A 21,524-nucleotide genomic window follows, 5' to 3' on the forward strand; every position below is an offset into this window, starting at 1 on the left:
CTCGATGCGTATGCCCGTGTCGTTCTCGCCCGCGACGGTCGGCCAGTCAGTATGCGCGGGGAAGCTTCAGCGCCTGCGCGGAGATGTAGTTGAGGACCATCTCCTGAGAGAACGGTGCGTTGCGGAGCAGGCGCGCCTCCCGCCACAGCCGCTCCACGTGGTATTCCTTCGCGTAGGCGTAGCCGCCGTGCGTGGACATGGCCCGGTCGCAGACGTCGAAGCCGGCCTCGGCGCCCAGATACTTGGTCGCGGCGGCCTCCTTGCCGCAGTCCTGGTGGTTGTCGTAGAGCTCGGCGGCGTGCATCGCCATCAGCCGAGCCGATTCCAGCCGGATCCAGGAATCCGCGAGCGGGTGGGCGACCGCCTGGTTCTGGCCGATGGGCCGGTCGAAGACCACACGCTCGTTGGCGTATTTCGTCGCCAGCTCCAGTGCTGCCTGCCCGATACCGACCCCTTCCAGTCCCACCACGATGCGCTCGGAGTTCAGCCCGTCGATCAGGTAGCTGAAGCCCCTACCTGCCTCACCGACGACTTCGTCGTCGCGGACCTCGAGGTTCTCGATGAAGAGTTCGTTGGAGTCGATCGCCGACCGGCCCAGCTTCTCGATCTCGCGGACCGTGATCCGGTTCCGGTCGAGGTCGGTGAAGAAGAGCGTCATCCCGTCCAGCGGTCTTTCCTCGTTGCGGGCAGACGTGCGCGCCAGCAGCAGGATCTTGTGGGCGTTCTGTGCGTTGGTGATCCAGACCTTCTGGCCGTTGACCACCCAGCCGCCGGCGACCTTCTCGGCCTTGGTTGTGATGCGCGAGGTGTCCACGCCGGCGGTGGGCTCGGTGACGCCGAACGCCATGAGAATCTCGCCCCGGGCGAGCTTGGGCAGGAACTCCTGCTTCATCTCCTCCGAGCCGTGGCGGATGATCGGTGCGGGTGGGAACAGGTAGAAGTGGACCGCCGAGGCGCCACTCGCGCCGGCACCCGATGCGGCGATCTCCTGCATCATCACGCCGCACTCGGCGAGGCCCAACCCGAGGCCGCCGTACTCCTCGGGGATGAGCGCGCCGAGCCATCCGCCCTCGGCAAACGCTGTGAGGAACTCCCACGGGTACTGGGCCAGTTTGTCTTTCGCTCGCCAGTAGTCGTAGCCGAACTTGTGAGCCAGCTCTCGGGTTGCCTTGCGGACGACGTCGACGTTGCTCTCGTCAGGATCGCTCACCAGTGCGCTCCTGACGTGTTGAACAGAGATCGCGGCACCTTGGTGTTGCGGGCGCGCAGCCACTCGCCGAGTGCCTTTGCTTGGGAGTCGAGCCGCAGTGTCGAGGTGGCACCGCTCCCGAGCATCCCCCGGACGAGGAAGTTGACCGCACCGAGCTTGGGCAGTTCATAACGCGAGATGGCCAATTCGCGTGTTTCGGGGAGAAGGCGTCGGAGTTCGTCCACGGTGAGGGTCGACTCGAGCCACTCCCATGCGTCCCGGTCGCGTACCCAGACGCCGAGATTCGCGTCGCCGCCCTTGTCGCCGGAGCGGGCGTGCACGATGTCACCGAGTGAGGCGATGACGAGTGGTTCGTCGGTCGAGGGCGTTCGCACCGACGGCGCAGGGGTGAGCTCGACCGGCGGGTTCACCTCGACGCCCACCTCGTGTGGAGTGCCGGGTGCGATGATCTCGGTGGTGCCGTCATGGTGGTGGACCATATGGTCGAGCATTCGCTGGTCGAGCAGTGCGGGCCAGTAGACACCGAACGCGGACCCCGGTTGGGGAGGGCCGAGGGTGTACAACCCTGGGTAGCTGGACAGGGCCAGCTCCACCATCCGCGACGAAAAGGTGCGCCCGGCGGCCTCCTTGGTCCCCTGCACTGCGATCCGGAGCAGCGCGGTGCCCGCATTCTGACTGTCGGGATCGTGCCGAGCCTGACCGATCCGGGTGATCGCGACCGCGTCGAGCCCGTCCGTGGCCTCGATCTCGCGGTGAACGAATCGCTCGACGAGGGCCGCCTTCGCGTCGAGGTCGGTGCCGGTGAGCGCGAGGATCATGCTGTTCTCCCAGCCCCCCACCCCGGTGATCGCGACCTTGGTCGTCGCCGGTGGCGCCGAGCCCCGCACGCCGCGGATCCGGACGCGGTCGTCGCCGAGGCCGGTGAGATCGGCGGTGTCCAACTGGGCGATCACGTCGGGGTTGAGGTAGGCGGGTTCGCCGATCTCGTAAAGCAGTTGGGCTGTGACGGTGTCACGGGTGACGGCGCCGCCGGTGCCCGGGTTCTTGGTGATCACCGAGGAGCCGTCGGCGTCGATTTCGGCGATCGGGAATCCCGGTTGCACGAGGTCGGCGATGGTGCGAAATCCGGAGAAGTTGCCGCCGGTCGCCTGGGGCCCGCATTCGATGACGTGTCCGGCCGCGACGGCGCCGGCGAGCGCGTCGTAGTCGTCGGGGGCCCAATTCCACCACCAGGCGGCGGGACCGACGACCAACGCGGCGTCGGCGACGCGGCCGGTGATGACGATGTCGGCGCCGCGGGCCAGGGCGCGGGCAATGCCGAATCCGCCGAGATACGCGTTCGCCGTCAGTGGGCGGTGCGGCCAGGACGACAGCGGCTCGCCGGTGGTCAGGTGTGGCAGCGAATGGCCGGCCTGCTGCAGCTCGCCGACGCTGCCGAAGATGTCGTCGCCTGCGATGTGAGAGACCTGCAGGTCGTAACCGCGGCCGGCGATCAGGGCTCGGGTTGCGTCGGCCAGCCCGGCGGGGTTGAGGCCACCGGCGTTCACGACGAGCCGGATCCCGTTCGCGACGAGGTGATCCAGTGCTGCGTCCAAGTGTTGCAGGAAGGTGGTCGCATAGCCCTTGGTGCTGTCCTTGGCGCGCGCCTTGCCGAGGATCAGCATCGTGACCTCCGCGAGGTAGTCACCGGTGAGGACGTCGATGCCGCCGGCTCGGGCCATGTCGGCCATCGCCGACGCGCGGTCACCGTAGAAGCCGGAGCAATTCCCGACGTGGATCGGACGTTGTCCCGCTGCTGATGTCATGTTGTTGCTCCTGTTGTCTTGTTGACCCACGCCGTCCCCTCGAAGCCCACCTCACCGGAGGGGTGCTGCTCGATGAGCTCGAGGGTCAAGTTGTCGTTTTCGGCCGCCGTCACCCGGGCGGTGTAGGTCAGGTCCGCCGGTGCGTAGACGGGCCTGCGCAGGCGGTAGGCGACCTTCGCGACGTGCCACCCGTGGCCGAGGCCCTCGGTGACGCAACGCAGGGCGAGCGCCGCCCGGAGGTGGGAGTGCAGCACGACACCGTCATGGCCCTCCGCGCGTGCATAGGACTCGTCGAAGTGGATGCGGTGCGGGTTCCAGGTGACCGCGCTGTAGCGGAACAACTGAAAGGGCGTACCCGTGTGCTCGAGCGGGGGCAGCCTGTCTCCGGTCTGGAAGCTGATGGACATTCAGGACTCCTGCAGGGGGTTGCGCAGTACCACGGTGCGCCGGTTCCGGTTGAGGACGGCACCCTCGGCGGACATGAAGGTGTTGATGGTGGTGACGAACACGCAGCTGCCGGCCCGGGTCTGTTTGGGGGTGACCGCCTCGAGGGTGGTCTCGAGCACCAGCTCCGTGCCCGCGATCACGGGGTTGACCAACTCCATTTCTTCACCGGCGCCCATCACACGCAGCCCGAGGTCGCCGTCACCGAGGGGCATGTCCCCGTCGTGCGGGGTTCCGTCGGGCTGGAGCCGGGCCTCGGGGGTGCCGAGACCCCACTCCACGATCGCGGCGAGCATGTTCGGTGGGGCCACGACATCGGCGTACCCGGCCGCGCGTGCGTGCGCCGGGTCGTAGTGTTTCGGATCGGTTGCGCCGATGGTCATCGCGTACCGGCCGATGGTCACCGCGTCGAGCGTGCCGAGGCTTCGTCGCGCGAGAACTTCTCCTGTCCGCGACCGCGTCTGGGCGTAGTACGCCGCCAGAGGAGTGCCGGATTCAAGCAGTGGGGACATGTTGGGGCTCCTCACCGGACAGTTCCGCCAAGATCTCCTCTGTCGACTGCCCCAGCAGCGGGGCGGCGCGCAGTGGTCCTACCGGCGAGTCACTGAGCCTGAGTGGACATCCCGGTACCGGCACCCGACCCCTCGCCGGGTGCTCGACGTACCGGATCATGCCGCGCTCGATCAGGTGCTCGTCCGTGTCGATCTCCCGGATCGACTTGACCGGCGCGCACGGCACACCGGCGGCCTGCAGGTCCCGCACCAGTTCGGCGCGTGTGCGGGTCTTGGTGCACGACGACACCTCGTCGTCGACCGCCTCGATGTTCGCGGCCCTGTCGCTCTCCGCGGCGAACCGGGGGTCGTCGACCAGTTCGGGCCGGCCCAGTGCGGTGGCGACGCCGCGCCAGTGCCGTTCGGAGATGCAGATGATCGCCAGCCATCCGTCGCTCGTCTCGTAGATGTTGTACGGCGCGAGCGCCATGCCCGAGTGCCGATTCCCGTTGCGCTCGGGCAGCTTTCGGTCGGGATTGTTGTGCAGGCCACCGAGGCTGGACGCCAGCATGGGGTAGATGGTGTCGTGCATCGACACCTCGACGAGCTGCCCCCGCCCCGTGCGCTCGCGCTGGAACAGGGCCGCGCTGATCGCCCCGAACAGGTGGATGCCGCCGGAGAAGTCCACGAATGCGGCGCCCGCCTTGGTCGGTGGGCCGTCGGGCATTCCGGTGGCCGCGGCACTGCCGGACATCGCCTGCACGGTGATGTCCATGGCCGACATGTGTGCGTACGGGCCCGTGGACCCGTAGCCTTTGCCGCGGGCCACGATCAGACGCGGATTGTGCTCGAGGAGTTGTTCCGGGCCGAGCTGGAGCCGCTCGATGGTGCCCGGCGCGAAGTTCTCGATGAGCACGTCGGCGGTCTCGACCAGGTCGAGCAGCGCGCGGCGACCCGTGTCGGTCTTCAGGTCGAGCACCACACTGACCTTGTTGGAGTTGAGCATCACGAACTCGTGGGACTCGACCGGCTGGTGTGAGCGGAAGCGCAATTGCTCGCCGCCGGGTGGCTCGATCTTGATGACCTCGGCGCCCAGCTGTGCGAGCAGAAGTCCGCAGTACGGACCGTTGTAGATTTGGCCCAATTCGAGGACCCGGATGCCGTCAAACGCGGACATGATTGTTTGCCTCTCCGATCAGGAGTTGTTGACCGCGGCATCGCCGCAGTGGTGGTCTCGTCGCTGCGCGCGTCGTCACCAGAGCAGCACCTCCCTGTTTCCCTGTGGCGCCCAATAACTCTGGTGCGCAGAAGTTTCCGTGATTTCTGACGATGAAATGCGCTGTTGCGGTCCTACTCGGCACTGCACACAGGCCAGACATCTGGCGGCGAGCAGCACCCGCACGGCCATGTCCGAGGCCGCTGATCCCCCGGGCGCCGGCGGCAGCCAAGGTGAGCGCGGCCGGTGTCGCGACGTGTCGCCCGACAAGATCGTGGAGCTGCTCACCTGCACGACACCGTCTTTCGGCCTTCTCGAACTGCCGTGGGGGATGGCCCGGGTGGCCCGGGTGGCTCCGCCCTGCGCGGGGTGTGATGCCGCGCGCGGGCGGCAACCGTGGAGGTAGGGAGATGTCAGGATTTGATGACGCCGGCGGAGCCGCCGTGGATGTAGCCGACCGGTCCGGTGCCCTGAGCCACCGCGACCGTCTCGGTCACGTGCTGAATGGAGGTCGCGTCATTGATCGAATGCAACGTGCCGTCCTGGTTGAATCCGATTTGCGCGCCTTCCATCCACAGCAGCACGACGGTGTCCTCGGTGTTGTCCTCGGGGCAGTAGAACGTGTGGACCGAGCCGCCGGGCTCGTAGAGGTAGGAGCCGGCGACCTGCGGCTGATCCGGGTACTCGGCGTACTTCCAGCAGCCCGAGAACGTCCACACCTCGGCGGTACCGGTGTGGTAGTGGACGGGCAGGAGGCAACCGGGCGCCATGGTGGCCATCAGCACCACCTGCCCCTTCTCGGGGTCCAGGCGCAGTGGCTGAATATGGATCCCCGGGCCCATCGCGTCCTCGAGCAGCGGGATCTCATCGATGTTGACGGTCAGGAGGTCATCCTGCGGCTGAGCGACCAACGGCAGCGGGACGCCGGTCTTGGTGCGGATCATCCCGGGCGAGACTGGTGCGGTCATGGTTCGACTCCTTCATGCGTACGGATTTACGGATGTAGAACCGGGTTTCCGGATCGTGTGTGAAGACTACTGTGACGTACGCCTCGTCGCAAGAGGTGGAGCCCGACTGTGTGAGGTGTTTGCTAGGGTCACCCGCATGCCTGCTCGCCCGCATCGCACAGTCGACCGCGTGATCGAGATCCTCGAGACCGTGTCTTTGAGCCCGCGCGGGGTGACGTTGGCCGAACTGACAACCGCCCTGGACGCGGCGAAGAGCTCCGTACAGGAGCTGACCAACGGGCTGCTTGCCCGCGGCTATCTCCTCGAGGAGGAGCGCCGGTTCCATCTCGGACCGGGGCCGTTCGTCCTCGCCGCACGCGCGAACAAGCTGGCCGCGCTCTCACTCGATCACCAATTCGTCGCCGAGCTGGGCGAGGTCCTCGGTTGCACCGTCCTCGTCGCAGTACGCGTCGGGGACGCCATCGTCTTCACCGACCTCGCGGGTGAAGAATCACCGAGCCTCACTTTCGTCGCGCGCACCCACGCCCGTCGCCCGCTGTATACGACCGCCGCCGGAAAAACCGTGCTCGCCAACGTCACTGACGAGGAGATGTACCGCCTCCTCGACCTCGCCACCCCCGAGCAGGCAGGCGAAGTCCGACAATTCCTCGCCGAACTCCCCGAGATTCGGTCCCGCCGACTCGCCTTCAACCGGGGAGTCACGCTCACGGACGCGTTTGCCGTGGCCACACCTCTGCTGGCACCCGACGGCAGTCTGATTGCGGCGATCAGCGCGGCCGTCGACGCGTCAGCAGCGGAGGGCCTCGACGATATCGGCGAAAAGCTCAAGAAGGCCGTTGCCAGCCTCGGCCCTCGACACGGGCTCAAACTGCGCTGAAAGCCTCAACAGCCAGTCGAGCATCCCGCTTTGAAACTCGGAGCAGCGGATTCGAGCGCTTGTCGCCGGCACCGTCGGTTCATGGCGCCGGATCGGCGGCGAAAACCTGTGCCGGCGTGCGCCAGTCGAGGATCTCGAGACGTGTTCGGTCCGCATATCCTGACGAAGCGGACACGCTATGTGGCGGTTGCGCCTTGGGGTTGATCGTCGGCGTCGGGTAGGGGGCGTCGGCAGATTTCGTGGGCTTCGTCGGCCGAGAGGCCGAACATGCGCAAGAGGTCCTCGGTGACGTGGTCGGTGTCCTCAGCGTCGTCACGTTCGGGGTGGTCGTGCAGCAGTTGACCCAGACACAGTGCGGCCCCCGCTGTGATTGTCAGGGCCAGTTCGGGATCGCGCACGGTGAACCGGCCCGCACGGGCAGCTGCCTCGATGTCTCGGCGAGCTCTCGGCGCCAGACCTTTGTCCGAGCTGACCAGACTCGGCCCGTCGCGGAGCAGTACTTTGCTCAGTTCGGGATTCCTGCGATGCAGGCGTCCGGTCAGACGGAAGCTCTGCGCAAAGATCTGGGCAGGGTCGTCCAGATCTGCGGTCAGTTCGTCGAGCACCGCGCCGTGGCGGTCGAGGGCCTCCTCCACTGCCGCATGGAAGAGCTCCTCCTTGGTCTGAAAGTGGTTGTAGAACGACCCCATTCCGACATCTGCGGCCTGGGTGATCTCGAGAATCGGGGCGGTCAGCTTCCCTGCCGCCATGAAGGACTGGGCTGCGCGTACGAGTGCGGCGCGGGTACGCGCCTTGCGCCGTTCCAGGCGGTTCGGTGCATCGGCGATCTGCTCGGTCATGCCTGCGTGCCCTTCTCCTGATCCGTCTGACCCTCCCCCACACTACCCGCGTGTCATCACTATTGACGAATTCCTCAAACCCGGCAGTTACTCCACTCCGCGAGCAGCCGCCACAGACGGTCCAGCCTAATGGCCGAGGATCTTGATCCCGACCACAAGAACGCCCACACCGACCAAACCTGCGACGGTGAACAGCTGTTGCCACCAACGTAATTGGGCCATTCGCACGGCGAGTAGAGCAATTACGCCAAGTTCGACGACGAGGATCCACATCGCGATCCACATCGCTGTGGATGTGCTCAGTAGTCCGAAGGCGGCTGCGACCAATGCCAGCAGGGGCAAGACCGCGGCCTCCACGATCTGGCCGGAGGCCTGGAGCATCCGCAGCGCTGCCCGTCCGCGCGGAGCACGGTGGTGCGCGCCGAGGTGTGCTACCCAGTCGGCCAGCAGGCTCGCTGCCCAGAGCCCGCCGGTTGCCACCGCGACATCCATGACCCGCGCCCATGGGCTCGTCTCGGGAGCCGTATAGCGGACGAGGACGGCGAGCGTCGCCAAACACGTCATCGCGCCGTACACACGCTCCCGCAGGAGCGCGACGACATGCGCCACGGGAATCTCTTCCCGATTCGTCTCGCTGGCCCCGCCAGTCACTTCAGTCACCACGCGAATCGGTTGGAATCTGTCTTGTCCGAGCAACCGTTGCACCGATCCCATTCCAGCCATTCGTATCCCGTCGACAAACCGTCTGCCCGTAGCGGTCGAGGGCCTCCTCCACTACCGCGTGAAAGAGCTCCTCCTCGGCCCGGAAGTGGTTCGCGCCGTGCGCGGTTCCAGGCGCTTCGGTGGCTCGGCGACCTGCTCGATCATGCCTGCGCGCTCATCTCCTGATCCGCCTGACCTCGCCCCACCCTAGCGCCCGTCATCAATATTGACGAATTCCTCAAATACTCTTGACTGACGATATGGTCGTAAGTGACGATATCGTCATAAATCGAAGGGAGTGGTCAATGAGTGTCCACCATGACCCGCATACCGGTCTGCACAGTGAGCAGGGCGCCCTGGCGGGCGAACACCGGGGGCGGGCCGCCGAGCCGATCATCAAGGTGCATGACCTCGCGTGGCTGGAGTTCGAGAAGCCCGACCTCGAGCGGGCGGAGGCGTTCGCCCATGCCTTCGGTTTTACGACGGCGCTCCGCACCGCACACGAACTGCAGTTGCGCGGTACAGACCCCGGCTCGCCCTGCGTGCTCATCCGCCGAGGCCCGCGGTCGCGGTTCGTCGGTCCAGCCTTCCGGGCAGCCGACTCGACCGACGTGCTGCGATTGGCGGACGCGGTCGGAGGTGCGGTCGTGCCCCTCCCCGAGAGCCTGGGCGGGATCACGGTCGATCTCACAGATCCCAGCGCTTTGGGAGTCCGCGTCGTGTCCGACACGTTCGAGTTGCCGGCGCTGTCCGATCAGGCCCCGCTCCCACTGAATTTCGGACACGACCGCGAGCGGGTGAACGCCCCTCAGCGGCCACCCCGCACGCCGGCCACCGTGCAACGGCTCGGTCACGTCGTGCTCCAGACGACGACGTACCTCGAAACACTCAACTGGTACCTCGAGCACCTCGGACTGATCGTCAGCGACTTCCTGTACTACCCCGGTCAACGGGCCCGGGGCCCGATCATGAGCTTCATCCGCTGCGACCGGGGCGCCACGCCCACCGACCATCACACGCTCGCGATGGTTCTCGGCCCGGCCAACCGCTATGTGCATTCGGCATATCAGGTCGCCGACCTCGACTGCCTCGCCGCTGGTGGCGAATACCTGCTCGACCGGGGCTACCGCCGGTCCTGGGGCATCGGCCGGCACATTCAGGGCAGCCAAATCTTCGACTACTGGCGAGACCCTGACGGATTCATGGTCGAGCACTTCAGCGACGGCGATCTTTTCGACAGCACACTCGACGCGGGCTGGGCACCGATGACCGCGTCCGGACTGGCCCAGTGGGGGCCGCCCGCCACCAAAGACTTCCTCGGATTGAACCCCGGTCGGGAATCACTCCAGGAATTGCGCGCCATTGTCAACGCGCTGCGCGCCGACAACGAATTCGACCTCCACCGCCTCCGCGGCCTTCTGAAAGTTGCCAGCTCATGACCATCTCCGTCCTCCGCACCGTCGACGCCTGGTGGGTCGTCACACCCACGGGTGCCGCACGGGTAGACACCGAGGCCACCACCACCGCCCAACTGCTCGCCGACCGGCCGGCCGTCGAGGCAGCGGCGTCCAGCGAGGGCACCGTGGCCGTCGAGACTCTCTCGTTGCTCTCCCCGGTCACCGCCCCCTGCCGGGTGGTCGCACAGATGACGAACTTCGCATCGCACGTCGAGGACGCCGGGATGAACCCCGACACCATTCCGTTGACCTTCTTTCGAAAGTCCTCCGGGTCGATCAGCGGCCCCAATGACGACGTGATCCGTCCTGCCCATGTCCGACTGCTGGACTACGAGGTGGAGATCGGGCTCGTCCTCGCCCGCGACATCCCGGTCGGGACGGCGATCACGGCAGACACTCTCGCCGATTACGTTGCCGGGCTGGTCGTCACCAACGACATCTCCGCGCGCGACATTCAGCTTCCGAAAACGCAGTTCTACGAAGGCAAGTCATACCCGACGTTCACCCCGGTCGGCCCCGCCCTCGTCCTGCTGGACGGCGACGAGCTGAAGCGGTTCACCGACCTGCGCCTGCGGCTCTGGGTCAACGGTGAGCCGCGCCAGAACATGACTGTTGCCGACATGATCTACCAGCCGACCGAGACTCTGCAGGCGCTGACCCGGTTCCAACGCCTCGATGCCGGGGACTTACTGCTGACCGGAACACCGGTCGGGACGGCACTGAGCGCGCCACCGAAGCCGATCGCAATCCTCTCCGCCCTGCTGCCGCCGGCAGTCAAATGGAAGCTCTTCTTCGCGGGCCAGGCCAAGAACTCGAACTACCTGCAGGACGGCGACCTCATCGAAGCCACCGTCTTCACGGACGACGGGACCATCGACTTGGGGCGCCAGCGCACGGTGGTGAGGTACGCGCGATGACCACCGACCTGCTGTGGCCGCGTTACGCGGTTCCCACAGATCTGACGACGATCGAGGCCGTGCCGCTGCGCGATCGGGGGCTTCCGGAGTCCACCTATGCGTTGCTCACCCGAGCGGCCCGCATGTGGCCGGATCGCCTCGCGCTCACCGTCCTACCGGACGGTGCACGGTGGCGGGAGCCGGTGCAGCGTAGTTTCTCCGAACTACTCGACGATGTTCATCGTTACGCGAACCTGCTCCATCGTCTGGGCGTACGGCGCCGGGACGCGGTCGCCGTGATGGCGCCCAACTGCGCCGAGTTGATCCCCGCGACTCTCGCCGCACAGCTTGCCGGCATCGCTGCTCCCATCAACGCCGCGCAGTCGCAGCAGCACATCGCTGAATTGCTGCGCCGCTCAGGTGCCCGGGTACTCGTCGCGGCAGGACCGGAACTCGCGCCCGAGACATGGGAGGCCGCGCACCGGATTGCCGTGAGCGGGACGGTGGACGCCGTGCTGGTCTTGCGGCCCACCGGCGCAGCCGGCGCTCCTGCGGACCTGCCCGAGGTCGACGGAGTGCGGATCGGCTATCTCAGTGCGCTGGCGGCCGATATCGATTCCTCCGACTTCGTCGGTGATCCCCCCCGTGGGTTCGACGTGGCCGCACTGTTTCACACCGGTGGTACCACCGGTGTTCCGAAGCTGGCCGCCCACACCCACGACAACGAGGTCGCCGATGCCTGGATGCTGGCCGCGAACTCGTCGTGGGACTCGGACTCCGTCGTTTTCGCCGCCCTGCCGCTGTTCCATGTCAATGCCTTGATGGTCACGCTGCTGGCGCCGCTGTTCAAGGGCCAGGGTGTGGTGTGGGCCGGCCCGCTCGGCTATCGCGACCCGGACTTGTCCAGCGAATTCTGGAAGATCGTCGAGCACTACCGCATCGCGTCGATGAGCGCGGTGCCCACCGTATACGCGGCCCTCGCGCAGCGCCCGGTCGATGCCGACATCAGTAGTCTGCGATTCGCCATGGTGGGAGCATCGCCTCTACCGACCGCGCTCATCGAAAAGTTCCAGGACCACACGAGTGTGCCCCTCCTCGAAGGCTACGGACTGACGGAGGCAACCTGCGCGACTGCACGCAGCTTCACCGACGCGCCACGTCCTGGCTCGGTCGGGGTACGGATGCCCTATCAGCAGGTCAAAGTGGTACGCGTCCGCGAAGACGGCACCTGGGAAGACCTGCCCACCGGAGCGACCGGAGTGCTGGCGATCAGCGGTCCGACGGTGTTCGCCGGTTATGTTTCCGGCCACGACGAACACGGACCCGTTCTCGACGGCATGGGCAAACTGGTCGACGGCTGGCTCGACACCGGCGACCTGGCGCGCGTCGACAGCGACGGCTTCATCTACCTGGTCGGACGCGCGAAGGACGTTATCATCCGGGGCGGGCACAACATCGATCCAGCGGTCATCGAAGACGCTCTTCTGACCCATCCGCAGGTCACCGCAGTCAGCGCGGTGGGACGCCCCGATGCCCATGCCGGCGAAGTGCCCGTTGCCTACGTCACCGTTGTCGCTGACGCCGGTATCACCGCTCACGAGCTACAAGCCTGGGCGGGCGAGCGCGTCCCCGAACGGGCCGCGGCACCCAAGGCGGTCACCATCCTCCCCGCGTTGCCCGTCACGGCGGTAGGCAAGCTCTACAAGCTCGCACTGCGCGCCGACGCGACACGGCGCGAACTCGAGCATGCCCTCGCCGCCGTCGCAGGCATCGACAGCATCCATGCGTCCGTCGAGGACGGTTCGATTCTCGCCACTGTCGAGATCGATGGATCTGTCGGCGAACCGACGGTCAAGGCGATCCTGGACCGATACGCGATCAATTGGAAGGTCACGGTGCGCACATGACCACCGCATCACTAGTTCTGGCACTCTGCCTCGCAGTCTTCTACCTCCTGCTCGGCGTCGGCAAGATAGCGGCGACCTCGCCGATGCGGGAACGAGCAGCCCACGTCGGTATGCCCGTCAGCACGTATCGGGGTATCGGTGCGCTCGAGGTCGCCGGTGCCGTCGGTCTCGTGATCGGCGGACTCGTGCCGGCGCTCGGCGCCGCAGCCGGCATCGGGCTGCTGCTCCTGATGGTGGGCGCCGTCGTGACGCACGTACGGAACGGTGACGGATTGCGAGAGATGGCGCCCGCCATCGTCGTCGGCGTAGCTATCGTGGCCTACCTCGTAGTCTTGTTCGGATCGATCCGATGAGCGAACGGGTCGTCCCGGTCGTCATCGTCGGTGCCGGGCCCACCGGACTGACCGCCGCCACGCTGCTGGCCCAGTACGGTGTCGAGTGCCTGATACTCGAGCGCTGGGAGGGCGTCTATGCGCAGCCGCGGGCGGTCCACCTCGACGGTGAGATCCACCGGATCGTGGCGCACCTCGGGATCGCCGAAGAGTTCGCGACGATCTCCCGGCCGTGCCTCGGGTTGCGGCTTCTCGACCGGAACATGCGCGTTCTCACCGAGTTTCACCGAGACCCTGGCCCGGGCGTACACGGCTACCCCGAGGCCAACATGTTCGACCAGCCGCAGTTCGAGGAGATCCTGCGCGCCAACCTGAAACGGCACAACCGGGTCTCTCTCCGCGGCAACGTAGCGGTCACCGGGCTGGCCGACCACACGACGGGCAGCGTTCGCGTCGACTTCACCGACCGAAGCACCGGTATGCAGGAATCGGTGCAGGCCAGATATGTCCTCGGCTGCGACGGCGCCAACAGTCTGGTCAGAGACCAGATTCAGGCAACGATGCGGGACCTGAAGTTCGACCAACGCTGGCTGGTTGTCGACGTCGCGACCACCGCCGACCTCGGCGAGTGGGAGGGCGCCCACCAGGTGTGCGACCCCCTGCGCGCGGCAACATACATGCGGATCGGAAACACTCGCTACCGCTGGGAGTTCCGGCTCGAGCCCGGCGAGACCGCCGACGACTATCGCGACATGGCTCGACTGCAACCCCTCATCTCGCCGTGGACACGGAAAACACCGGTCGACGACCTGACGCTTGTCCGCGTGGCCGAGTACACCTTTCGAGCCCAGATCGCGGACCGATGGCGCGACCGGCGCGTGTTCCTTCTCGGCGACGCCGCCCATCTCACACCGCCGTTCATCGGACAGGGGATGGGGGCTGGGATCCGCGACGCGATGAACCTCGCATGGAAACTTGCCGGCGTCCTCATCGGGGATCTACCCGAAAGCGCACTCGACACCTACGAGATCGAACGCAAACCCCACGCGCTCGCACTGATCCGGCGCGCCAAGCTCGTCGGGATGGCCATGACCGAAGGCGGCGAACTCGGTAACCTCATCCGTCGCATCGTCGTACCGCTGCTGCACCGTATCCCGGGCCTCGGCGACAAGATCATGGACGGCGAGACCCCGGCCCTTCACCGCTCCACGCTGATAGAACGACCTCGACTACGCAGAAGCCGAGCGGGCCGCCTGATCCCGAATCCGGACCTCGGCCAGGGTCGCCGATTCGCCGAGGTCGTCGCAGGCCGGTTCGCGGTTGTCACCTCCCTCTCCCCGACCCCGACACAACGCACCGACATCGAACAACGCGGCGGCACAGTCCTGCTGGCTCGACCCGGCACCGATCTGCACCACTGGCTACACCGCGCCCGCGCCCGCGCCGCCGTCATCCGGCCCGACGGCACCGTCCTGAGTAGCGGCAACGACCTGTCTGCCGTCTGCACCACCCTCCCCCGCTTCCACACCGACCACGTGCCAACGTTCCTCACCCAGTGACCCACCCCCGCGGGCGCGAGCACGCGATATTCGCTCGTCCCGAGCACCATTCGACATCGAAAATCGCTGCGTACCAGTCGAAGTGATTCGCGTCATAAAATACTTGCCCGTAACCTACGGGATCGTAACTTACGGTACCGTAGGTGCATGGCGATATCGGACATCAAGGAGTACGCGCACCTGACGGACGCCGACGTCGAGGCCATCGGCCGCGACCTGGATGCGATCCGTCGGGACATCGAGGAATCCCGCGGGGCACGCGACGCCCGGTACCTCCGCAACACCATCCGGCTGCAACGCGGACTGGAACTCGGCGGCCGGGCGGTGCTCTTCGGCTCCCGCAAGCGTTCGCTGTGGGTGCTGGGCACCGGGATGCTCTCGTTGTCGAAGATCATCGAGAACATGGAGCTCGGGCACAACGTGATGCACGGGCAGTGGGACTGGATGAACGACCCCGAAGTGCACTCCGTGAACTGGGAATGGGACAACGCCGATCCGTCGGCGCACTGGAAGATCACCCACAACTACGCACACCACAAATACACCAACGTCCTCGGCATGGACGACGACGTGGGATTCGGCCTGCTCCGCGTCACCCGTGACCAGCGCTGGAAGCCGTTCTACCTCGGCAACCTCGCCTACAACGCGATCCTCGCGGCGCTGTTCCAGTACGGCCTCGCCATCCAACTGCTCGAGCTCGGCAAAGTGACCCGGGGCCGGGACGACCGTGAACTCACCAGGAAGCGCGGCAAGGAAGTGCTCGCCAAGCTCGGCAGGCAGACCCTCAAGGACTATCTCGTGTACCCGGCGCTGACCGGCAAGGCATGGAAGTCCACGGCCAAGGCGAATGCGACCGCCAACCTCGTCCGCAACCTGTGGACCAACGCCGTGATCTTCTGCGGTCACTTCCCGGACGGCGCCGAGAAATTCACCAAGACGGACGTCGACAACGAGACGCACGCCCAGTGGTACCTGCGGCAGATGCTCGGCTCCGCGAACATCTCGGGCGGCCCCGTCATGGACTTCATGACCGGCAACTTGAGCTATCAGATCGAGCACCACGTCTTCCCGGACCTGCCGTCCAACCGCTACCACGAGATCTCGATCCGCGTGAAGCAGCTGTGCGAGAAGTACGACCTGCCGTACACGACCGGCCCGCTCGCAGTGCAGTACTGGAAGTCGTGGCGCACCATCGCGAAGCTCTCGCTTCCCGACAAGTACCTCACGGACACCCGCGACGCAGCACCCGAAACCGCGTCCGAAGCCGGGTTCGGCGGTCCCCCCGCCACCGATCCACTCACCGGCCGCCGGATCGGCCTGGCGACGACGATCGAGAAGAAGCGCAAACGCGGTGTCGTCCGCCGAATCCTCGGAATGCGCTGACCAACTCCGGGGGCAATGTGCTGCATCCCGACTCATCGAACACCTGCCACTGAGTACTGACATAGAACACGTGTCAGATCTATCCCCCGCGACACCTCCCGCTGTAGCATTCGGGGATGAGTCGAGTAGGTAGCTACAGTGACGATGACGTGGCCGGTTGGCTGTCGATCTCACCCGAGCTGGGTGGTGCACTCGGGGCATTCACGGACGCCGTGTACAACCGGAACCGGTTACCGTTACGGGTCCGGGAGATCGCGCGAATGGCCGTCGCGGAGGCGAACGAGTGTGCCGTGTGCCTCGGCACCCGCGACAGGAGTGGCGCCGATGCGGGGATCGACGAGCACTTCTACGATCACGTTCTCGAGTGGGAGTCGTGGCCGGGGTACAGCGCCGAGGAGCGGACGGCGGCCGAGTTCGCCCACCGGTTCGCCACCGATCACACCGCGCTCCGCGACGACGAGGACTTCTGGGCGCGGTGTCACGAGCATTTCTCCGACGAGATCCTGACCGACCTGGCGCTGTCGTGCGCGTTGTGGCTGGGGACGGGCCGGGTGCTGCGGGTGCTCGACATCGGTCAGACGTGCAAGCTCACGCTCTGAGCGCTCCGATTCTCATTCCCACTCCCGTTGTGGGAGGACGTCCTCCATGAACCTGCGCAGCGCGGGGTTCCGGTTGTCCGAACGCCAGGCGGCGTTCATCTGGACGGGCCGGTCGCGGACGGCGGAGACGGGGCGGAACACGACCCCTTCCGGGTGCATCGTCTGCGCGGATTCGGGGACGAGGGCCATGCCCAGCCCGGACCGGACGAGCACCAGCATGGTGTGCACCTGCGTGACGTACTGGACGTAGCGCGGGGAGGCACCGACGATCGTGAACGTGCTGATGAGCAGTTCGTGGAAGTACCGGGCATCGACGGGCGAATACATGACGACGGGCTGATCGTCGAAATCCTCCACCGCCAGCTGCTCGGCGTCGGCGAGGGGGTGACCGGCCGGCAGCGCGGCGACGAGCCGCTCGTGATGGATGGGGCGCGTGTCGATGCCGGGGCGGGTGAGGATGGGGCGGATCAGCCCGAGGTCCAGTTCACCACTGATCAACGATTCGATCTGCACGGAGGTGACCATCTCCCGCAGAACGACTTTCACATCCGGCAGTCGGTCGCGGGCCGCCTCGAGCAACCTCGGCAGCACCGCGTGCGCGGACGCGCCGGTGAACCCGACGACGACGGTGCCGAGGTCGCCGGCCGGCACGCGCCGCACCGTCAGGGCGGCACTCTCCGACAGACTCAGGATGCGCCGGGCGTCGGGCAGGAACGCCGTACCGGCGGCGGTGAGGGTGACGGATCGGCTGGTGCGGTCGATCAACTGCACGCCGAGTTCGCTTTCGAGCTGCTGGATCTGACGGCTCAGCGGCGGCTGCGTCATGTGCAGGCGCTCCGCGGCGCGACCGAAATGCAGTTCCTCCGCGACGGCGATGAAACACGACAGCCGCGCGAGGGAGAACATTCGATCCACTCCTTTGCCTCGGGGTGGACTCAATGTATCCCACCCGGAAGGCGCCGACCGAGACCGCGGTCGGCGCCTTTCGTGAGACAGCTACCAGCGAGGACAGGTGTTCTCGAACGTCGGGTCCACCGACTTCATGTACCCGGTGTCGTCGCGGTCCCGCACCCCGCAGTCCAGGTACTGCTGGTGCAGGGCGGCGAGGGCGTCCTCGTCGATCTCGACACCGAGCCCCGGCGTCGTCGGCACCGGGACCGCGCCGTCGACGAACTTCAGCACACCGGGCTTGACGACGTCCTCGGTCTTCCACGGCCAGTGCGTGTCACACGCGTACGTGAGGTTCGGTGTGGCGCCGGCGAGATGCACCATCGCGGCCAGGCTGATGCCCAGGTGCGAGTTGGAGTGCATCGACAGGCCCAGGCCGAAGTTGTCGCAGATACCGGCGAGCAGCCGCGACCGCTGCAGGCCACCCCAGTAGTGGTGATCCGACAGCACCACCTGGACGGAATCCTTCCGCACGGCAGGCTCGAGCTGATCGAACGCGACGACGCACATGTTCGTGGCCAGCGGCATCTTCGCCTCACGTGCGACCTCGGCCATGCCGTCGAGGCCCGGCGTCGGGTCCTCGAGGTATTCGACGATGCCGTCGAGTTCCGACGCAACCCTGATCGCCGTGTCGACGGTCCACGCGGCGTTCGGGTCGAGACGCAGCGGCAGGTCGGGGAACGCGGCGCGCAGCGCCTTGATGCCGGCGATCTCCTCGTCCGGCGAGAACACGCCGCCCTTGACCTTGATGGCCTCGAAGCCGTACTCGCCGATCATCTTCTGCGCCTGACGGACCAGACCGTCGGGGTCGATCGCCTCGCCCCATTCGTCGGGTTGGGCGCCGGGGTGCCCGGCCCACTTGTAGAACAGGTAGGCGCTGAACGGGACGGCATCGCGTACCTTGCCGCCGAGCAGATCGGAGACCGGCCGGCCGAGGGCCTTGCCCTGCACGTCGAGGCACGCCACCTCGAACGGGGAGAACACGCGGTCGGTGGTACTGGCCGTGGTGATCATGCCCGCGACCCCGTCACCGCCCGTGACGGTCAGGGTGGCAATCTTCTCGTCGATCGCCGCGCGGATCGCGTTGAGCGCGAACACGTCCAGACCGACGATCGCTTCGGCGGCCGCCTCGAGCCGGATGAGGTGGGCGGTGTCGGCGTACGTTTCACCGAGGCCGACGAGCCCGCCGTCCGTGTCGAGCTGAATGATCGCACGCAGCGCATAGGGCTGGTGCACTCCGACGGTGTTGAGGAGCGGCGGGTCGACGAACGCGACGGGCGTGATCCGTGCGCCGGTGATCCGGATGGGTGCGGCAGTCATCAGACCGCCGCCTGCACGGCGAGTGCGTCGGCGAGAACGGCGCGCCCGGCTGCGGTGATCTGCGCGAGTTCCCGCAGGTGGGCCTCGCTCGTCGGGACGAGCGGCGGCCGCACCGACCCGGCGTCGATACCTTCCATCGCGACCCCCGACTTGATCAGCGACACCGCGTATCCGGGCACCTGGTCACGCAAGCGCACCAAGGGGTGGAAGAAGTCGCGGAGCAGCGCGTCGGTGAGTTCCTCGTTGCCGGATTCGAGCGCCTCGTAGAACCCGAGAGCGAGTTCGGGCGCGAACGCGAACGTCGCGGACGAGTACAGCGTGACACCGATCGCGCGGTACGCCTGCTGGGTGACCTCGGCGGTGGGCATGCCGTTGAAGAACAGGAACGGCTTGCCGGACGGGGCGAGCGCGTCCTTCACCGCACGGACGATGCGGCCCACCTTGTCGAGATCACCGGTGCCGTCCTTGAACCCGACCACGGTCGGGAACTGCGCCACCTCCACGGCGGCCGCCTCGTCGAACCGGGCGTTGCCGCGGTTGTAGACGACGAGCGGGAGGTCGGTGGTGTCGGCGACCGCGCGGGTGTACTCCACCAGCCCGGCCTGCGGCATCGTCACCAGGTACGGCGGGAGCAGCAGGATGCCGTCGGCTCCGTTGGCCTTCGCGCTGGCGGCGAACTCCTTGGCCTGCTGCACCGAGCCGCCGGCCCCGGCGAACACGGGGACGCGTCCGGCGACGACCTCGGTGGCCTTGGCGACGATCTTGCCGAACTCCTCCAGCCCGAGGGCGTGGAATTCGCCGGTGCCGCAGGCGATGAAGACACCTCCGGGGCCCGCGTCGACACCCTTGGCGACGTGCTCGGCGAGCCGGTCGTAGTCGACGTCGCCGGATGCGGTGAATGGTGTGACGGGGAAGAACAGGACGCCGTCGAGCATGGGGAACTCCTTCACGAAGGGAAAATCAGGCTTGGGTGAGTCGGCCGTCGATGCGACGCCACAACTGGTCGGGGTTGCCGTCGGCGATGGCGGCGGGGAGCAGCGAGCTCGGAACATCCTGGTAGGCAACGGGACGCAGGAACCGTTCGATCGCCAGCGAGCCGACGGACGTGGTGCGCGAGTCGGATGTCGCGGGGTGTGGGCCACCGTGCACCATCGCGTGGCCGACCTCGACCCCGGTGGGCCAGCCGTTGAACAGGATCCGGCCGGCCTTGAGCTCGAGGACGGGCAGCAGGCGTCCGGCCTCGTCGAGATCGGTGTCGTCGACGTGGACGGTCGCGGTCAGCTGGCCTTCCAGCTTCGCCGCCACGGCACGCACCTGCTCGGCGTCGCGGCACTTGACGATCAGGCTGGACGAGCCGAATACCTCCTGCTGCAACACCTCCGAGCTCAGGAAGGTGTCGGCGCCGGTGCTGAACAGCGCGGCACGGCACGAATTGGGTGCATCCGATTCGGTGCCGCGGGCCTCCACGGTGGCCTCGCCGGTGAGCGCTGCGACGCCGTCCGCGTAGCAGCCGGCGATGTTCGGGGTGAGCATCGGGGTGGGGGTGCTCCCGGCGACGGCGGCGCTCGCGGACTCGACGAACGAGGTGAGGCCGGGGCCGTCGACGGCGATGACGAGTCCGGGGTTGGTGCAGAACTGTCCGGATCCGAGCGTCAGGGATGCGACGAACGCCCGACCGAGGTCGGCGCCGCGGGTGGCGAGTGCGTTCTCGAGCACGAACACCGGGTTGATCGAACTCATCTCCGCGTACACCGGGATGGGTTCCGGACGTGCGGCGGCAGCGGCGACCAGAGCGGTTCCACCGGAACGTGATCCGGTGAATCCGACGGCCTTGATGCGCGGGTCGGTGACGAGTGCGGTGCCGAGCCCGCGGCCCGAGCCGAACAGCAGGGAGAACGTGCCCGCGGGCATGCCGGTGCTCGCGACGGCGTCGGCGATGGCACGGCCGACGAGTTCGGAGGTGCCGGGGTGCGCGTCGTGAGCCTTCACGACGACGGGGCAGCCCGCCGCCAGCGCGGACGCGGTGTCGCCGCCGGCGACGGAGAAGGCGAGGGGGAAGTTGCTCGCGCCGAACACCGCGACGGGTCCGAGCGGCACCTTCCGCTGCCGGATGTCGGCACGGGGCAGGGGCGTCCGGTCGGGCATCGCGGGATCGATGCGGGCGCCGTTCCAGCCGCCGTCACGCAGGACGCCGGCGAACAGCCGCAGCTGTCCGGACGTGCGGCCCACCTCACCGGTGATGCGGCCCTGGGGAAGTCCGGATTCGGCGCACGCCCGGGCGATGAGCGTCTCGCCGAGGGCCTCGATGTTGTCGGCGATCGCCTCGAGGAACTGGGCGCGCTTCTCGCTGCTCGTGGCGCGGAACGGCGCGAACGCGTCGGCGGCGGCGGCGCAGGCGGCGTCGACGTCCCGTTCGTCACCGTGCGCGAAGCCGGGTTCCAGCCGGCCGTCGGTGGTGGGGTCGATGCCGTGGATCGTCGTGCCGGAACCCTGAACGGGCTTCCCTGCGATGATCATCTGTCCGGTCACGTCGGTCCGGTTCACCGTTGCTGTCATGATTCAAGTCCTCGA

General features: G+C 67.0%; 20 protein-coding genes. 8 read left to right on the forward strand and 12 right to left on the reverse strand.

Translation table 11 applies throughout. The features are described 5' to 3' along the window. Nucleotides 1–46 precede the first annotated feature (46 nt). From HGB39_RS33480 to HGB39_RS33505, 6 genes are all read right to left on the reverse strand, one after another. Nucleotides 47–1,210 carry an acyl-CoA dehydrogenase family protein gene (locus HGB39_RS33480; RefSeq protein ID WP_005567280.1) on the reverse strand — a complete coding sequence of 388 codons (1,164 nt, stop codon included), beginning with the start codon at nucleotides 1,208–1,210 and terminating at the stop codon, nucleotides 47–49. Continuing rightward, on the reverse strand, nucleotides 1,207–3,015 hold the full coding sequence (locus HGB39_RS33485) for an acyclic terpene utilization AtuA family protein (RefSeq protein ID WP_005567278.1): 1,809 nt from the start codon (nucleotides 3,013–3,015) through the stop codon (nucleotides 1,207–1,209). Before HGB39_RS33485 ends, HGB39_RS33480 begins: the two co-directional genes overlap by 4 nt. Continuing rightward, on the reverse strand, nucleotides 3,012–3,422 hold the full coding sequence (locus HGB39_RS33490) for a MaoC/PaaZ C-terminal domain-containing protein (RefSeq protein ID WP_005567276.1): 411 nt from the start codon (nucleotides 3,420–3,422) through the stop codon (nucleotides 3,012–3,014). The genes HGB39_RS33485 and HGB39_RS33490 overlap by 4 nt, the downstream gene beginning before the upstream one ends. Next, nucleotides 3,423–3,971, reverse strand: coding sequence for an FAS1-like dehydratase domain-containing protein (locus HGB39_RS33495; protein WP_043790113.1), 549 nt, complete (start codon nucleotides 3,969–3,971; stop codon nucleotides 3,423–3,425). Further along, entirely contained in the window at nucleotides 3,955–5,127 is a 1,173-nt protein-coding gene (locus HGB39_RS33500; protein WP_005567272.1) for a CaiB/BaiF CoA transferase family protein, read from the reverse strand. The genes HGB39_RS33495 and HGB39_RS33500 overlap by 17 nt, the downstream gene beginning before the upstream one ends. Nucleotides 5,128–5,579: 452 nt before the next feature. After that, entirely contained in the window at nucleotides 5,580–6,134 is a 555-nt protein-coding gene (locus tag HGB39_RS33505) for a 2,4'-dihydroxyacetophenone dioxygenase family protein (protein ID WP_005567270.1), read from the reverse strand. Nucleotides 6,135–6,270: 136 nt separating this feature from the next. Here HGB39_RS33505 and HGB39_RS33510 point away from each other — a divergent pair, with 136 nt between their 5' ends. After that, nucleotides 6,271–7,011 (forward strand): IclR family transcriptional regulator, encoded by a 741-nt coding sequence (locus HGB39_RS33510; RefSeq protein WP_043790112.1) that lies wholly within the window; start codon nucleotides 6,271–6,273, stop codon nucleotides 7,009–7,011. A 176-nt stretch (nucleotides 7,012–7,187) separates the two neighbouring features. Here the strand turns inward: HGB39_RS33510 and HGB39_RS33515 are convergent, their stop codons facing one another. After that, the gene (locus HGB39_RS33515) at nucleotides 7,188–7,850 is read right to left on the reverse strand and encodes a TetR/AcrR family transcriptional regulator (RefSeq protein ID WP_005567264.1); all 663 of its coding nucleotides are present in this window, start codon (nucleotides 7,848–7,850) and stop codon (nucleotides 7,188–7,190) included. Between the two features lie 126 nt (nucleotides 7,851–7,976). Next, nucleotides 7,977–8,564, reverse strand: coding sequence for a hypothetical protein (locus tag HGB39_RS33520; RefSeq protein WP_005567262.1), 588 nt, complete (start codon nucleotides 8,562–8,564; stop codon nucleotides 7,977–7,979). 293 nt (nucleotides 8,565–8,857) lie between these two features. Here HGB39_RS33520 and HGB39_RS33525 point away from each other — a divergent pair, with 293 nt between their 5' ends. From HGB39_RS33525 to HGB39_RS33555, 7 genes are all read left to right on the forward strand, one after another. Next, entirely contained in the window at nucleotides 8,858–9,991 is a 1,134-nt protein-coding gene (locus HGB39_RS33525; RefSeq protein ID WP_005567259.1) for a VOC family protein, read from the forward strand. Continuing rightward, a complete protein-coding gene (locus tag HGB39_RS33530; RefSeq protein ID WP_005567257.1) occupies nucleotides 9,988–10,926 on the forward strand; it encodes a fumarylacetoacetate hydrolase family protein in 939 nt (312 codons plus the stop codon). The genes HGB39_RS33525 and HGB39_RS33530 overlap by 4 nt, the downstream gene beginning before the upstream one ends. Beyond that, nucleotides 10,923–12,812 carry an acyl-CoA synthetase gene (locus tag HGB39_RS33535; RefSeq protein WP_005567255.1) on the forward strand — a complete coding sequence of 630 codons (1,890 nt, stop codon included), beginning with the start codon at nucleotides 10,923–10,925 and terminating at the stop codon, nucleotides 12,810–12,812. Before HGB39_RS33530 ends, HGB39_RS33535 begins: the two co-directional genes overlap by 4 nt. Beyond that, nucleotides 12,809–13,165: a DoxX family protein gene (locus HGB39_RS33540; RefSeq protein ID WP_005567253.1), complete on the forward strand. Its 357-nt coding sequence runs from the start codon at nucleotides 12,809–12,811 to the stop codon at nucleotides 13,163–13,165. The genes HGB39_RS33535 and HGB39_RS33540 overlap by 4 nt, the downstream gene beginning before the upstream one ends. Continuing rightward, nucleotides 13,162–14,703, forward strand: coding sequence for a bifunctional 3-(3-hydroxy-phenyl)propionate/3-hydroxycinnamic acid hydroxylase MhpA (mhpA, locus tag HGB39_RS33545; protein WP_005567252.1), 1,542 nt, complete (start codon nucleotides 13,162–13,164; stop codon nucleotides 14,701–14,703). The genes HGB39_RS33540 and mhpA overlap by 4 nt, the downstream gene beginning before the upstream one ends. Nucleotides 14,704–14,850: 147 nt before the next feature. After that, entirely contained in the window at nucleotides 14,851–16,086 is a 1,236-nt protein-coding gene (locus HGB39_RS33550) for a fatty acid desaturase family protein (RefSeq protein ID WP_005567251.1), read from the forward strand. 116 nt (nucleotides 16,087–16,202) lie between these two features. Beyond that, entirely contained in the window at nucleotides 16,203–16,685 is a 483-nt protein-coding gene (locus tag HGB39_RS33555) for a carboxymuconolactone decarboxylase family protein (protein ID WP_005567250.1), read from the forward strand. 12 nt (nucleotides 16,686–16,697) lie between these two features. Here the strand turns inward: HGB39_RS33555 and HGB39_RS33560 are convergent, their stop codons facing one another. From HGB39_RS33560 to HGB39_RS33575, 4 genes are all read right to left on the reverse strand, one after another. Next, nucleotides 16,698–17,591, reverse strand: coding sequence for a LysR family transcriptional regulator (locus HGB39_RS33560; RefSeq protein WP_005257699.1), 894 nt, complete (start codon nucleotides 17,589–17,591; stop codon nucleotides 16,698–16,700). A 90-nt stretch (nucleotides 17,592–17,681) separates the two neighbouring features. After that, a complete protein-coding gene (locus HGB39_RS33565; RefSeq protein WP_005567249.1) occupies nucleotides 17,682–18,953 on the reverse strand; it encodes a glucarate dehydratase family protein in 1,272 nt (423 codons plus the stop codon). After that, nucleotides 18,953–19,888, reverse strand: a complete 936-nt coding sequence (locus HGB39_RS33570; protein ID WP_005567248.1) for a 5-dehydro-4-deoxyglucarate dehydratase — start codon at nucleotides 19,886–19,888, stop codon at nucleotides 18,953–18,955. The genes HGB39_RS33565 and HGB39_RS33570 overlap by 1 nt, the downstream gene beginning before the upstream one ends. A gap of 25 nt (nucleotides 19,889–19,913) precedes the next feature. After that, nucleotides 19,914–21,509, reverse strand: a complete 1,596-nt coding sequence (locus HGB39_RS33575; RefSeq protein WP_005567247.1) for an aldehyde dehydrogenase (NADP(+)) — start codon at nucleotides 21,507–21,509, stop codon at nucleotides 19,914–19,916. Nucleotides 21,510–21,524: the final 15 nt, after the last annotated feature.

The sequence above is a fragment of the Rhodococcus opacus genome (genome assembly GCF_012396235.1).
Classification (GTDB): domain Bacteria; phylum Actinomycetota; class Actinomycetes; order Mycobacteriales; family Mycobacteriaceae; genus Rhodococcus_F; species Rhodococcus_F opacus.